Origin of the sequence: Lysobacter sp. FW306-1B-D06B, assembly GCF_038446665.1 — a bacterium.
GTDB lineage: Bacteria > Pseudomonadota > Gammaproteobacteria > Xanthomonadales > Xanthomonadaceae > Lysobacter_J.
Map to the genome: position 1 here is coordinate 1,196,533 of NZ_CP151802.1, position 13,791 is coordinate 1,210,323.

Genomic DNA, 13,791 nt, shown 5'->3' on the forward strand with positions numbered 1-13,791 from the left:
CGCGAAGTCGAAGGATGGACGGGCCTGGAGCGCTGCCGCCCGCCCGTCCTTCGACTCCGCTTCGCTACGCTCAGGACGAACGGTACAGGCCGGCGCGGAGGTCGGGCCGAGCGCGCCGAACGCCCAGTCCAGAACGCAGGCACCTACTCCGTATGCCGAGCGACGCAACCGCAGCCACCATCCAGCACAATGCCCGCATGACCGATTCCCACGACGCCCGACGCGAGCAGCAGGCCGACGCCCTGATCGGCGAACTCCGGCGCGAAGGCGCGGGGCGGCTGACGATTTTCCTCGGCGCAGCGCCGGGTGTCGGCAAGACCTACACCATGCTCGCCCGTGCGCGCGAGTTGCAGCGGCGCGGCCTCGACGTGGTCGTCGGCATCGTCGAAACGCACGGTCGCGGCGAGACCGCGGCGCTGCTCGACGGACTGGAGCTGCAGCCGCGCAGGCGCGTGGAGTACCTCGGACGCGCGCTGGAGGAACTCGACCTCGACGCACTGCTCGCGCGCAAGCCGGCGCTGGCGCTGGTGGACGAACTGGCGCACCGCAATGTGCCCGGCAGTCGCCACGAACGCCGCTGGCAGGACGTGGTGGAACTGCTCGACGCCGGCATCGACGTCTATACCACGATCAACATCCAGCACCTGGAAAGCCTCAACGACGTCGTCCACCGTATCACCGGCATACGGGTGAGCGAGACCGTGCCGGACGCCGTGTTCGACCGGCTGCGCGACATCGTGCTGGTCGACCTGCCGCCGCGCGAGCTGATCGAGCGTCTGCAGCAGGGCAAGGTCTACGTGCCCGAGCAGGCGGCGCAGGCGCTGCAGGCGTTCTTCTCGCCGAGCAACCTCACCGCGCTGCGCGAGCTGGCGATGCAGACCGCCGCCGACCGCGTCGACAGCGATCTGCGCGAGGCGCAGGCCGCGCGCGGATTGCCCGGTGTGCCACTGCGGCGCGGCGTGATGGTGGCGATCGACGGGCGCGGGCAGTCGGAGTACCTCGTGCGCGTGGCGCGCCGCCTGGCCGAACGCCGCGATGCACCGTGGACGGTCGTCACCGTGCAGGGCAACGAGGCTACGGACGACGCGCGACAGCGCGAGCTCGACCGCGCGTTCGCGCTCGCCCGGCGCCTCGGCGGCGATGCGCTGGTGCTGCACGGGAACAACATCGTCGATGCGTTGCTGGACCACGGTGCGCGCTCGGGCGCCAGCGCGATCGTGCTCGGCCGCACGCGCGAGCGGCCGGTCGCGCGCATGTTCAACCGCACGTTGACGCAGCAGCTGATCCAGCGCGGCGCGCATTACGAGCTGACCATCGTCAGCACGCCGGAGGCGCGTGCACGCGCGCGACGCTCCTGGCGCGGCACGGGCAGCCTGCTCACGCGCAGCGATGCGGCGCTGGCGGTGTTTTCCGCGGCAGCGGCGACCGCGCTGGCGTGGTTCGCCGAACGCTGGATCGGACTGGACGACCTGTCGCTGATCTTCATCGTCGCCGTCGTGCTGGTCGCCGCGCGCACGCGCATGACGGCGGCGGTGATCGCCGCGGTGCTGTGCTTCTTCGCCTACAACTTCTTTTTCATCGAACCGCGCTTCACGCTGATGATCGGCGCGCGGCAGGGTGCGATCACCGTCGTGCTGTTCCTGATCGCCGCGCTGGTGGCGGGCAGGCTCGCGTCGAAGCTGCGCATGCAGGTGCTCGCGCTGCGCGCCGCCAACGCGCAGGCGACGGCGTTGCAGACGCTGGGCCGGCAACTGTCCACCGCGGCCGACCTGGGCCAGGTGCTGCATGCCGGCCGCGATGCGTTGCGTCGTGCGCTGGACGCGGACGTCGTGCTGCATGCCGGTGCGCAGTCGCTGCACTTCGAAGTGCTCGACGAAAAGGACCGCGCCGCGGCCGACTGGGCGATGCGTCATCGCCAGGCTTCCGGCCATTTCACCGACACGCTGGCCGGCTCGGACTGGTGGTTCCTGCCGTTGGCGCTGGGTGAGCGTGAGACCGGCGTGGTCGGCCTGCGTCTGCCCGACGGCACGCGTCTGGGCGCGGAGCAACGCCGACTCGCCGAGGCGATGGCCGAGGACATCGCGCAGGCGCTGGTGCGCACGCGCCTGGTCGCCGACCTGGAAGACGCGCGCGTGGGCAGCGAGACCGAGCGATTGCGTTCGGCGTTGCTGTCGTCGGTGTCGCACGACCTTCGCTCGCCGCTGGCTTCGATCATCGGTTCGGCCAGCAGCCTGGACCATTACGGCGACGCGATGGGCCCGCAGGACCGGCGCAGCCTGCTCGACACCATCCGCATCGAGGGCGAGCGGCTGGACCGCTACATCCAGAACCTGCTCGACATGACGCGCCTGGGCCACGGCGGCCTCACGCTCAATCGCGACTGGATCGGCGTGGACGAGCTGATCGGCTCGGCGGTGACGCGCCTGTCGCGTTACGAGCCGCAGGCGCGTTTCGAGGTGTCGGTGCAGCCGGAGATGGCGCCGATCTGGGTGCATCCGGCGCTGGTCGAACAAGCGCTGTTCAACGTGCTGGAGAATGCGGCGAAGTTCTCGCCGGGCGGCGAAGCGGTCGAAGTGGAGGCGCGCGACGTCGACGGCGCGCTGCGCATCGACGTGCGCGACCGCGGCCCGGGCATTCCCGAGGACGAACGCCGGCGCATCTTCGACATGTTCTACAGCGTGGAGCGCGGCGACCGCGGGCGGCAGGGCACGGGCCTGGGGCTGGCGATCACGCAGGGCATGATCGGCGCGCACGGCGGCAGCGTGGAGGCGCTGCCGGGGCCGGGTGGCCGCGGCACGACCATCCGGATTACGCTGCCCCGCCTGGAGCCGTGAACGCAACGCACCGATGAGCGACCCTTCCGCCACCACGCCGCCGCGCATTCTGGTGATCGACGACGAACCGCAGATCCGCCGGTTCCTCGACATCAGCCTGCGCGCGCAGGGCTATGCGGTGGAAACGGCGGAGACGGGGCAGGGCGGGTTGGAGGCCTTGGCCGCGCATGGTGCCGACCTTGTGATCCTCGACCTCGGCCTGCCCGATCGCGACGGCCAGCAGGTGCTGCGCGAACTGCGCCAGTGGTCGACGGTGCCGGTGATCCTGTTGACCGTTCGATCGCATGAAGCCGAGAAGGTCGCCGGCCTCGACGGCGGCGCGAACGACTACGTCACCAAGCCCTTCGGCGCGCAGGAGCTGATGGCGCGCGTGCGCGCGCTGCTGCGCACGCGTGTGACCAGTGCCGAGGCGCCGCCGGTATTCGACGACGGCCATCTGCACATCGATCTCGTCCGCCGCGAGGTGACCCTGGACGGTGCCGCAGTGGTGCTGGCGCGCAAGGAGTACGCACTGCTCGCACTGCTGGTGCAGCACGCCGGGCGCGTGGTGACGCAGCCGCAGATCCTGCGCGAACTGTGGGGCCCGACGCACCAGGAAGACACACATTACCTGCGCGTGCTGGTCGGCAAGCTGCGTCACAAACTGCACGACGACGCGGCGCGGCCGCGTTACATCGCGACCGAGCCGGGTGTCGGGCTGAAGTTCATCGCCTAGGACGGATCGGACGCTTACGTCCACGCCTGCAGCGGCGCTTTCCCGAGCGAACCGGTGGCGTTCGGCGACGCATCCTGCAACGGCGCGGCCTGCCGGCTGTTCAAGTACAGGTAGCCGGCCAGGGCGACGATGAGGATGGCCGCCATCAGGAAGAAGATCTGGCGTCTGTTCATCGGCCCGCTTCGCTCAGCGTCGCCTCTGGTCACCGCGATCGCCCTGTCCGGACGGTACGGTGGTGTCGGATGAGCGCTTGCGGTCCTGCGAGAGGGATCGACCGACGTCGTCGGATTCCTTGAAACGTCCCTTCTCGTCGCGACGCACGTAGCGCTTGTCGCCATTGGGGGAGATGAGTTCGCGCTTGCTCGACGCCATCGGCCTGGGTCTCCACGGTGGTGTGGCTGCATGCTCGTGGGGCGCGGGTTAAGGCCGGGCGAATGCGTGCATCGTTAACGCGTTCGACGTGATTGCGTCACGGTGCCTTCACCATGAACGCACGGTTTCGCGCGAGTCGATCGCGACGTCAGGGCTTCGCGGGTGCGGTGCGTTTGCGATAGACGACGAGGATGACGAGGTCTTCCTCACCGCGCTGCGCCAGCGCGTGCGTGCTGCCGTCGCGCGTGAGGATGGCATCGCCGGCCGCGACCTCGCGGCGCGCTCCGTCGAGCAGCAGTTCGCCGCGGCCGGAGAGCACATAGTAGATCTCGTCCTTGTCGTTGCGGTGCTCGCCGATGGTCGCGCCTTTGTGCAGTGCGCGCTGGCGGAAGACGATGTCGAAACCTTGCGCGTCCTCGAAGAACGGGTACGCGGTGGTCGTGCCCTTGCCCTCGTGCGGGCCGGGTTGCTGCACGGCGACGTCGCGGGCATTTTCGACGTAGGAGTCGCGGCGCGGTTCTGCGGCGTGCGTCGCGGCGCAGGCGGTCGACAGGAGGATGCTGGCGGCGATGCGGATCATGGCGTTTACTCCACTCCCTTGCTCTTCGCTCCTCCCCTGCAAGCAGGGGAGGATTCACGGCGTCACATCACCGCGCCAGCCAGCCGCCATCCACCGGCAGGATCGCGCCGTTGACGTAATCCGACGCGCGCGAAGCGAGAAACACCGCCGCACCGCCCAGATCGGCCGGCGTGCCCCAGCGAGCCGCCGGAATGCGCCCGAGGATCTCCGCGCTGCGCTGTTCGTCGGCGCGCAGTTGCGCGGTGTTGTCGGTGGCCATGTAACCCGGGGCGATCGCGTTGACGTTGATGCCCTTGCTGGCCCACTCGTTGGCGAGCAGCCGCGTGATGCCCGCGATGCCGCTCTTGCTGGCGGTGTACGACGGCACGCGGATGCCGCCCTGGAACGACAGCATCGAGGCGATGTTGACGATCTTGCCGCCGCCGTTGGCGATCATCTGCCGGCCGGCCGCCTGCGCCATGAAGAACGCGCCCTTGATGTTGACGTTCATGACGTCGTCCCAGTCCTTCTCGGTGAAATCCACCGCGTCGGCGCGGCGGATCAGGCCGGCGTTGTTGACCAGGATGTGCAGGCCGCCCAGGCCTTCGACCGTTTCGCGCACGACGCGGTCGATCGGCTCCAGGCTCGACAGGTTCGCCTCGATGGCGACGAAGCGGCGGCCGAGCGCGCGCACCTTCGCTTCGGTCTCCGTCGGCGGCGCGATGCCGGCAGCGGCGATGTCCGCGCCGGCTTCGGCCAGTGCGAGCGCGATGCCCTGGCCCAGGCCGGTGTTGGCGCCGGTGACCAGCGCGACCTTGCCTTGGAGACTGAACGGATTGGCCATGAAAACTTCCCCTTTCAATGCAATGGATGATCGCGCGCAAGACGATCTTCGTCCCGGGCGTGGCGAAGCGAAGTCGAAGGACTGCCAGGCACCGCTCCGTTCATCCTTCGACTTCGGCGCTGTGCGCCTACGCTCAGGACGAACGGACGCCCGCTTTCGCGGGCATGACGCGGGTTCACTTGAGCTGGCAGATGTCCAGCTGGTTCATGTCGGTGTAGTCCAGGTTCTCGCCGCCCATGGCCCAGATGAAGCAGTAGTTCTTCGTGCCCGAGCCCATGTGGATGGACCACGGCGGCGACACCACGGCCTCGTCGTTGGCGATGACCAGGTGGCGCATGTCGGCCGGATCGCCCATGAAGTGCATGACGCGCTGGTCGCCCAGGTCGAAGTAGAAATAGACCTCCGAACGGCGATCGTGCAGGTGCGGCGGCATCGTGTTCCACACGCTGCCCGGCTTGAGGATGGTCAGGCCCAGCAGCAGCTGGCAGCTCTTCACCGTCGCCGGGACGATGTACTGGTAGATCGTGCGCTCGTTCGACGTCTCCAGCGCGCCGCGCTCCAGCGGCACGGCCTGCGAGATGGAGATGTGCTTGGCCTCGAAGCGCGCATGCGCCGGCGTGGACGCGAGGTAGAACTTGGCGGGATTGGCGGCGTCGTTCGACGCGAACTGCACGTCGCTGCTGCCCATCGGCACGTAAAGGCCGTCCTTGGGCTCCAGCGTGTAAGCGGTGCCGTCGACCGTCACCGAGCCCGTGCCCGTGCCGACGTTGACGATGCCCAGTTCGCGGCGTTCCAGGAACGGCTTGCCGGCGGCGGAGGCCGGCTCGGTCTGCTGCGGCAGCGAGACGGGCGCGGTCGTCGGCGCGGCGCCGCCGATCACGAAGCGCTCGTTGTGCGAGTAGTTCAGGACCACCTGGCCCGGCACGAACAGGCCGTCGATGAGGTAGCGCTCGCGCAGCTGGTCGTTGCTGGCGCCGGCCATCATGTCCGGGTGGGTGGCGTGGTAGGTCTTGCGGAACATCGGGCCTCTCCGGTGGTTCGGGCCAGTGCGGACGGCGCCTGGCGGGGTCATGAGGCGATGATAGCCGGGTTTTGGTAACCGGTGTCAAAAGGGGTTGGCCATGGCACGCTTGTCCCTTCTCCCCTTGCGGGAGAAGGTGCCAAAAAGGCGGAAGAGGGGCGCGCGTAGCGCGTGCCTTTACAAGAGGTCCCACCCCTCAACCTGGCCGCCTCCGGCGGCCTGTCCCTCTCCCGCAAGGGGAGAGGGGGCGCTCAGACCTTCGGCCGCTGACTCGAATCGCGCACGACCAGGTGCGGCGTCACGGTGCGCGGCGCGGCGGGCGGCTCGGCCGATGCGGCCGGTTCGTCGGACAGCAGCATCTGCGCGGCCATGTGGCCCAGGTCGCGGATCGGCGAGTGGATCGTGGTCAGCGCCGGCCACAGCTGCGACGCCAGCGGGCTGTCGTCGTAGCCGACCACCGACAGATCGCCGGGAATCGACAGCCCCCGCCGCATCGCCGCCTTGTACACGCCGGCGGCCATTTCGTCGTTGCAGGCGAAGATGGCGGTCGGGCGCGGCGATTTGGCGAGCAGGTACTCCGCACCGGCCACGCCCGAATCGAACGTGTAGCCGCCTTCGTAGATGTAATCCGGCGACAGCTCGATGCCGCGCGCGTCCAGGCCGCCCAGGAAACCGCCGCCGCGCTCGACGGTGGAACGGTAACGGCGCGGGCCGGTGATCAGGCCAATGATGCGATGGCCCAGGGATTCAAGGTAATTCGCCGCTTCCGTGCCGGCCTGGCGGTCGTGCGTGACGACCATGCTCGCGGCCTGGTCCAGCGGAATGGAGGCGATGCGCACGTAACGCACGCCGATTTCGCGCAACGCCGTGGCGAGCTGCTCGTCCTCCGACACGCGCGGAATCAGGATCACGCCGTGCAGCTTCTGCTGCTGGGCGAAGCGGCGCACGCTCTCGATGTAATCCTCCTTGGAGGAATCGCACGGGTGCACCACCAGCTCGTAGCCCGAATCGCGCAGCGCGTCGAGCGCGCCGTACTGCATGTTCACGATGAACTGCGCGGTCGGGTTGTCGTACACCAGCCCGATCAGGAACGAGCGCCGGAAGGCCAGCCCGCGCGCCTGCGGGTCGGGCACGTAGCCCAGCTGCTTCATCAGCGCGAGCACTTTCTCGCGCGTCTCCGGATGCACCAGCGGCGAGTTGTTGATCACGCGCGAGACGGTCTTCTTCGACACGCCGGTGAGCCGCGCGATGTCGTTGATCGTCGCCTTGCCCGTCAGCGTCACGTCCTCCGGCGCGGGCAGCGGCGAGGTGGCGGAGCGGGAACGGCGGGAGCGCGGCGCGGGTTCGGTCATGCCGGCAATTCTAGCCGCCCGCCGGGTTCGCGCCCGCCCCGGGCCCTCACGATTTCAGCGCCGCCGGCAACCACAGCGACAGCGCCGGCACGAAGGCCACCACCAGCAGCACGAACAGCCCGGCCAGCCAGAACGGCCAGATCGTCCGCATGCTCTGGCCGATGCTGATCTTGCCTATGGCCGTGCCGACGAACAGCACCGAGCCCAGCGGCGGGCTGATCAGGCTCAGGCCGCCCTTGAGCACGAGGATCACGCCGAAATGCACCGGATCGATGCCGATGGCGCGCGCCACCGGCAGGAAGATCGGCGTGCAGATCAGGATCATCGGCGCCAGGTCCAGGAAGGTGCCCAGCACCAGCAGCACCAGGATCATCAGCAACAGCATGAGGTTGCGGTCCTGGGTGAGGCCGGTGAGGAACTCCACCGACGCCGCCGGCACCTGCAGGTAGGCCAGCAGCCAGCCGAACACGGCGGCGGCGGCGATCACGAACAGGATCGCACCCGCACTGCGCGCGGCGTGCACGACCGTGCCGAGGAACTCGCGCCAGTGCAGCTGCCGGTACAGCACGCTGGTGACCAGCAGCGCGTACACGACGGCGATCGCGGCGCTTTCCACCGCGGTGAAGATGCCCGCGCGGATGCCGACGAAGATCAGCGCCACCAGGCCCAGGCCCGGCAACGCGGACACCAGGCGCAGCGCCACCGCGCGCCAGCCGGGGAAGATCTCCACGCCATACCCGCGATGCCGCGCGACCGCGTAGCAGGTGAGCATCAGCGTGGCCGTCATCAGCAGCGCGGGCAGGATGCCGGCCGCGAACAGGTCGGCGATCGACAGCCCGCCGCCGGCCGCGGCCGAATACAGGATCAGGTTGTGCGAAGGCGGCACGAGCAGCGCGACCAGCGCGGCGGTGATGCACACGTTCACGGCGAAGTCGCGGTCGTAACCGCGCTGCACCATCTGCGGGATCATCGTGCCGCCCACCGCCGAAACGTCGGCCAGCGCCGAACCCGACACGCCGCCGAAGAACAGCGAGGACAGGATGCTCACTTGGCCGAGCCCGCCGCGCATGCGTCCGACCAGCGAGGACGCCAGTCCGATCAGGCGTTCGGAAATGCCGCCGCGCAGCATGATCTCGCCGGCGAAGATGAAGAGCGGAATGGCGATCAGGCTGGCCGAGCCCGAGCCGGCCGAGACCTGCTGCACCATCACGATCGACGGAACGTCCAGGTACATCAGCGTCGCCAGCGACGCCGCCGCCAGCGCAAAGGCCACCGGCACGCCCATCACCAGCAGGAGGGCGAACACACTGAAGAGGATCGCAATGGCCATCTCAGTCGGCCTCCGGGGCGGCGGGTGCATCGGGCGAGGCGATCATCTGTGCCAGCGCGAACAGCGCCATCAGTGCGCCGCTGACGGCCAGCGGCAGGTACTCGATGCTCTCGGGCATCGGCGCGCCCGCCGTGGGGATGTGCACGCCGTCGATGAACAACACGGCGCCCCAGTACAGCAGCACCAGTCCGATCAGCACGATCACCGCCGACTGCAGCAGGTGCATCGCATGCCGCGCACGCGGCTTGAGTGCTTCGGCCAGCAGCGAGAAAGCGAAGTGCCGGCGCGTGTGCACGCCGGCGGCGGCGCCCAGGCTCATTGCCGTGCTCAGCAGCAGCAGCGTGACCGGTTCAGTCCAGCTGGGCGAATCGTTGAGCACGTAACGGGCGATGACCTGCCAGCCCTGCACGACCACCAGGCCGAGCAACGCCAGCGCGGCGGTCGCGATGGCCCAGTCGGCCAGCCGCCCGGTGACGCGCTGCAGTAAGGAAGAAGGGAACGCGATTGCGGTGTCGGCCATGGAGTCCTCAGGCAAGCTCGCGGATGCGCCGGTACAGCGCGTCGATGGACGGATCCTGGCGGTACCGCGCGATCAGCGGCTGCGCGGCGGCGCGGAACGCGGGAATGTCCACCTCGTTGAACTTCACGCCGGACTCGACGACGGTGTTGCGCGCCTGCTCTTCCTGCTGCGCCCACAGGCGGCGCATCACCTGCACCGATTCGCGTGCCAGCGACAGCAGCAGCTCGCGGTCGCGCGGTGCCAGCGAATCCAGCGTCTGGCGCGACATCAGCAGCACGTCCGGCGCATAGGAGTGATCGCTGTGCGACCAGTAGCGCGCGGCTTCGAAATGGCGGCTGGACTGGAAGCTGCGGATGTTGTTCTCGGCACCGTCGATCATGTGCGTCTCCATCGCGGAGAACACTTCGCCCAGCGGCAACGGCGTGGGATTGGCGCCGAACAAACGCATCATGCGGATGAAGATGTCCGACACCGGCACGCGGATCTTCAGACCGTGCAGGTCGGCCGGCTCCACGATCGGATGCTTGATGTTGTAGAAGCAGCGCGGGCCGCTGTCATAGATGGCCAGGCCCACCAGGCCGCGTGCCTGGAAGCCGTGCAGCACCTGCGCGCCGACGTCGCCGTCGAGCGCGCGGCGCAGGTGCGGCACCGAATCGAACACGTACGGCAGGCACAGCGCCTGCGTCAGCGGGAAAGCGTTGTTGAGCGCGCCGGTGTAGACGCGGGTGATGTCGATGGCGCCGAAACGCGCCATGTCGATCGCCTCGGATTCGCGCCCGAGCTGGCCCGCGTGGTACATGCGAAGGCGCACGCGCCCGTCGGTCTGGCGTTCGAGCTGCTCGCCGATCCAGCGCACGGCTTCGACGGTCGGGTAATCCTTGACGTGCACGTCGGTGGCGGTGAGCACGCGCGTGGCGCCGTCGGCGCGCAGCAGCGGCGCCGCGCCGAGCGCACAGGCGCCGGTGAGTCCGGCAAGGAAACGGCGGCGTCCCATCGTGCCTGCACTCATGCGTGCTCCTGCGAAGGCGTTGCGGCCACGGCATTGCACAGGATGTCGCCCCAACGGCCAAAACTGATGCGCGAACGCTGGCCGGCCACGATGTCGTGGATGCCGGTCGCCGCGCCCGTGGTCACCAGCATGCCCTGCTTCAGCGGGTATCCGCGCGACGCGCAACGCGACAACGCGAAGGCCAGCGCCGCGAGCAGGCCGCCGCTGATCGAAGCCGCGCCGCCTTCGCCGACGAGGTGGCCGTCGATGAAGGTTTCGCACGTGAGGTCCTCGGCGGGCAGGCGCTGCCAGCCTTCGATTTCCGCGCCCAGGATCAGCCCGGTGTTGTTGCCGAAGTCCGACACCACCACCGGCGGCCCCAATACGTTGATCAGCGGCAGCGGGCTGCCGGCCAGTTCGACGCCCACCATCAGCATGTCGACCAGCGCGGCGGCTTCCTGCGCCGTGTAGTCGGTCTTGTCCGCCGGTGCGTCGTGCCCGATGCGGAACACGTACTCCGCTTCCACCGCGGCGAATCCCCCCGGAATCACCGCGAACGTCGCACCCTGGAGCGTTGCACTGTCGTTGGCGCCCGGCGCCTGCACGGCGCCTTCGAAGATCGGCCCGACCAGCCGTTCCTCGCCCAGCTTCGCTTCCCAGTCGGCCGGAATCTTGCCGACCTTCCATCCCACCACCGGCCGTCCCCACAGCGCGATGGCTTCGTCCTGGCAGGCATAGCCCGCCGCCAGCGTCTGCGGGACTTCGCCCGGATACTGGGGCAGCGCCTGCGCCTGCCGGCGCGCGTCCACCAGCCGCCGGGCGATCGTTGCACTGTCGGCGCTGCCCGCGTCGGGCGCGTGTCTGTCCATGCGGCGGCTGTCCCCTGCAGATCGACTGATTGGAACTGTTGTATAGGAAACCGGTGTCATTGACAATCGGGGTCTACACTCGGCGCACGACTCGGGGAGAGTACGGATGGGGCAGCAGCGCGGAAGGGGCGTTTTTACGCGGTTTGCACGGGCGGCAGCGGGGGCGCTGCTGGCCGGAGCGGTGGTCGGAGGCGTATCGCTGGCGGTGCAGGCGGCGCAGACCTCGTTGTCCCAAGGGACAGGGCCGCTGGCGTTTCCGGGCGCGCAGGGCTGGGCCGCGCATACGCCGGGCGGTCGCGGCGGGCAGGTGATCCGCGTGACGACGCTCGCGGCCAGCGGGCCGGGCTCGTTCGCGCAGGCGCTGGCGACGCCGGGTCCGCGCATCGTCGTGTTCGAAGTCGGCGGCGTGATCGACCTGGGCATGAAGGAGCTGCGCATCACCGAGCCCTTCCTCACCATCGCCGGCCAGACCGCGCCGCAGCCGGGCATCACCTTCATCAAGGGCGGCCTCACCATCGCCACGCACGACGTGGTGGTGCGCCACATCCGCATGCGACCGGGCGACGGCGCGATGCCGAAGTGGTCGGGCGATATCGATGCGATCACCACCGTGCGCGGTGCGCGCGACGTGATCGTCGACCACTGCTCGCTGACCTGGGCGACGGACGAGAACCTGTCGGCGTCGAGCACGCGCTTCCACGGCGAGGACGAGAAGGCGTGGATGGACGCGGCCTCGCGCCGCATCACCTTCAGCAACAACATCATCGCCGAGGGCCTGGCGAATGCGACGCACCCCAAGGGCGAGCATTCCAAGGGCTCGCTCATCCACGACCACGTCAACGACGTGCTGATCGTTGGCAACCTCTACGCGCACAACTACGAGCGCAACCCGCTGTTCAAGGGCGGCGCGCGTGGGCAGGTTCTCAACAACCTCATCTACGATCCGGGCCAGCGCGGCGTGCATTACAACCTCATCGCCGAGGAGTGGCTGGGCCATCCGTACTCGCGCGGGCAGGTGATCGCGCGCGGCAACGTGATGCGCGCGGGGATCTCGACGGAAGACGTCGCATTCTTCAGCGTGGGCGGTTCCGGCGACGTGGACGTCTACCTGGACGACAACCTCGCGGTCGATCGCCTGGGCAATCCGCTGCCGCAGCAGGGCCGCTACACCACCACGCCGATCGACGTCGCCGCGACCAAGCGCGCACCCGCGCTGCCGTTCGGCGTGACGCTGCTGCCGTCGGCGAAGGTGCAGGACGCGGTGATCGCCAATGCCGGTGCGCGTCCGTGGGATCGCGACGACGTGGACCGCCGCATCCTCGCCGACACCATCGAAGGCCGTGGCCGCATCATCGACAGCCAGGAGCAGGTGGGCGGTTATCCGAAGCAGAAGGAAACGCGCCAGGCGTTCGTGCCCGCCGACTGGGACATGGACACGATGGAGCCGTTGAAGGCGCTGCCGCGTCGGGAGCCGTTGAAGTAAGCGACGGTCGCCGCAAGCGGAGAGGGCGATACGCGAGAGGAGAGGCCGCGCGCAGCGCTTCATTCCGCGCGTAACGCTCCAGCCAGCGCCAGCCCCGACTCCCGCAACGCAAACGCGAACTCCCGCGCCATCCGCGCCGCGCCCTTCGGCGAGAAGTGCGTGTTGTCCTGCAAGCCGGCGGGATAGTTCGCCTGGGTTCCTGCCGGAATCCACAGGAACAGCGCCTTGGATTCTTCCGCGCCCGCCTCCTGCAATACCGCCGAACTGCGCCGCTCCATGTCGATCAACGCCACGCGTTCGCGCGCTGCGAGCGCCCGCACCAGGTCCGGATACTCGCCGTGGCTGGGCACCACATGCCCGGCTTCGTCGAAGCGCCGGCGCGCCACCGGCGTCAACAGCACCGGCGTGGCGCCCTTCGCGCGCACGTCGGAGACGAAGCGCTCGAGGTTGCGTGCGTAGTCCGCGGGCGGCGTGTAGCGGTCGGGCTTCTCGACCGACTGGTCGTTGTGGCCGAACTGGATCAGCACCACGTCGCCCGGCTTCGTCGCCTCCAGCAACGCCGCCCAGCGGCCTTCCTCGATGAAGGTGCGCGTGCTGCGGCCGTTCTTCGCGCGGTTGTCCACGATCACGCTGCCCGGGCGGAACTGCGCGGCGAGGTGTTCGCCCCATCCGGCCTCGGGGCGCTTTTCGGGCAGCTTCTCCGCCATCGTCGAATCGCCGGCGAGGTGGATCGTGATCGGCGGTGTTGCGTGGGTGGCGAAGGCGCAGAGCAATGTTGCGAGGGTGAGGAGACGACGGAGATGGCGCATGGCAGTGGATGCGATGAGGGCCTGGGTCCCGGGCTTCGCCGGGATGACGGTTGAGGGTGGGTGTAAGCACGAGAGATCCGTTGGCGACGCGGCAC

General features: G+C 69.0%; 13 protein-coding genes and 1 pseudogene. 3 read left to right on the forward strand and 11 right to left on the reverse strand.

Annotated features, from left to right (window positions below):
- Positions 1-197 precede the first annotated feature (197 nt).
- Positions 198-2,834 carry a sensor histidine kinase KdpD gene (locus AAFF32_RS05425; protein ID WP_342316744.1) on the forward strand — a complete coding sequence of 879 codons (2,637 nt, stop codon included), beginning with the start codon at positions 198-200 and terminating at the stop codon, positions 2,832-2,834.
- Positions 2,835-2,847: 13 nt separating this feature from the next.
- Positions 2,848-3,549 (forward strand): response regulator transcription factor, encoded by a 702-nt coding sequence (locus AAFF32_RS05430; protein ID WP_216961471.1) that lies wholly within the window; start codon positions 2,848-2,850, stop codon positions 3,547-3,549.
- A 14-nt stretch (positions 3,550-3,563) separates the two neighbouring features.
- Here the strand turns inward: AAFF32_RS05430 and AAFF32_RS05435 are convergent, their stop codons facing one another.
- The 10 genes and pseudogenes from AAFF32_RS05435 to AAFF32_RS05480 all read right to left on the reverse strand — a co-directional run bounded on the left by AAFF32_RS05435 (position 3,564) and on the right by AAFF32_RS05480 (position 11,404).
- Positions 3,564-3,722, reverse strand: coding sequence for a hypothetical protein (locus AAFF32_RS05435; RefSeq protein ID WP_342316745.1), 159 nt, complete (start codon positions 3,720-3,722; stop codon positions 3,564-3,566).
- A gap of 13 nt (positions 3,723-3,735) precedes the next feature.
- Positions 3,736-3,921 carry a hypothetical protein gene (locus AAFF32_RS05440; RefSeq protein WP_342316746.1) on the reverse strand — a complete coding sequence of 62 codons (186 nt, stop codon included), beginning with the start codon at positions 3,919-3,921 and terminating at the stop codon, positions 3,736-3,738.
- A 148-nt stretch (positions 3,922-4,069) separates the two neighbouring features.
- Positions 4,070-4,459 (reverse strand): annotated as a pseudogene (locus AAFF32_RS05445) (cupin domain-containing protein); the annotation flags it as partial.
- Positions 4,460-4,568: 109 nt separating this feature from the next.
- The gene (gene kduD / locus AAFF32_RS05450; protein ID WP_216961459.1) at positions 4,569-5,324 is read right to left on the reverse strand and encodes a 2-dehydro-3-deoxy-D-gluconate 5-dehydrogenase KduD; all 756 of its coding nucleotides are present in this window, start codon (positions 5,322-5,324) and stop codon (positions 4,569-4,571) included.
- Positions 5,325-5,499: 175 nt separating this feature from the next.
- Positions 5,500-6,345, reverse strand: a complete 846-nt coding sequence (kduI, locus tag AAFF32_RS05455; protein WP_216961457.1) for a 5-dehydro-4-deoxy-D-glucuronate isomerase — start codon at positions 6,343-6,345, stop codon at positions 5,500-5,502.
- A 251-nt stretch (positions 6,346-6,596) separates the two neighbouring features.
- Positions 6,597-7,697 (reverse strand): LacI family DNA-binding transcriptional regulator, encoded by a 1,101-nt coding sequence (locus AAFF32_RS05460; protein ID WP_216961454.1) that lies wholly within the window; start codon positions 7,695-7,697, stop codon positions 6,597-6,599.
- Positions 7,698-7,743: 46 nt separating this feature from the next.
- The gene (locus AAFF32_RS05465) at positions 7,744-9,027 is read right to left on the reverse strand and encodes a TRAP transporter large permease (RefSeq protein WP_216961452.1); all 1,284 of its coding nucleotides are present in this window, start codon (positions 9,025-9,027) and stop codon (positions 7,744-7,746) included.
- A 1-nt stretch (position 9,028) separates the two neighbouring features.
- Entirely contained in the window at positions 9,029-9,547 is a 519-nt protein-coding gene (locus AAFF32_RS05470) for a TRAP transporter small permease (protein WP_216961449.1), read from the reverse strand.
- Positions 9,548-9,554: 7 nt separating this feature from the next.
- Entirely contained in the window at positions 9,555-10,541 is a 987-nt protein-coding gene (locus AAFF32_RS05475; protein ID WP_216961888.1) for a TRAP transporter substrate-binding protein, read from the reverse strand.
- An 11-nt stretch (positions 10,542-10,552) separates the two neighbouring features.
- Positions 10,553-11,404: a 2-keto-4-pentenoate hydratase gene (locus AAFF32_RS05480; RefSeq protein ID WP_216961446.1), complete on the reverse strand. Its 852-nt coding sequence runs from the start codon at positions 11,402-11,404 to the stop codon at positions 10,553-10,555.
- A gap of 226 nt (positions 11,405-11,630) precedes the next feature.
- Here AAFF32_RS05480 and AAFF32_RS05485 point away from each other — a divergent pair, with 226 nt between their 5' ends.
- Positions 11,631-12,887 carry a hypothetical protein gene (locus AAFF32_RS05485; RefSeq protein ID WP_342316747.1) on the forward strand — a complete coding sequence of 419 codons (1,257 nt, stop codon included), beginning with the start codon at positions 11,631-11,633 and terminating at the stop codon, positions 12,885-12,887.
- A gap of 59 nt (positions 12,888-12,946) precedes the next feature.
- Here AAFF32_RS05485 and AAFF32_RS05490 read toward each other — a convergent pair whose 3' ends face one another.
- A complete protein-coding gene (locus AAFF32_RS05490; protein WP_216961442.1) occupies positions 12,947-13,696 on the reverse strand; it encodes a rhamnogalacturonan acetylesterase in 750 nt (249 codons plus the stop codon).
- Positions 13,697-13,791 lie beyond the last annotated feature (95 nt).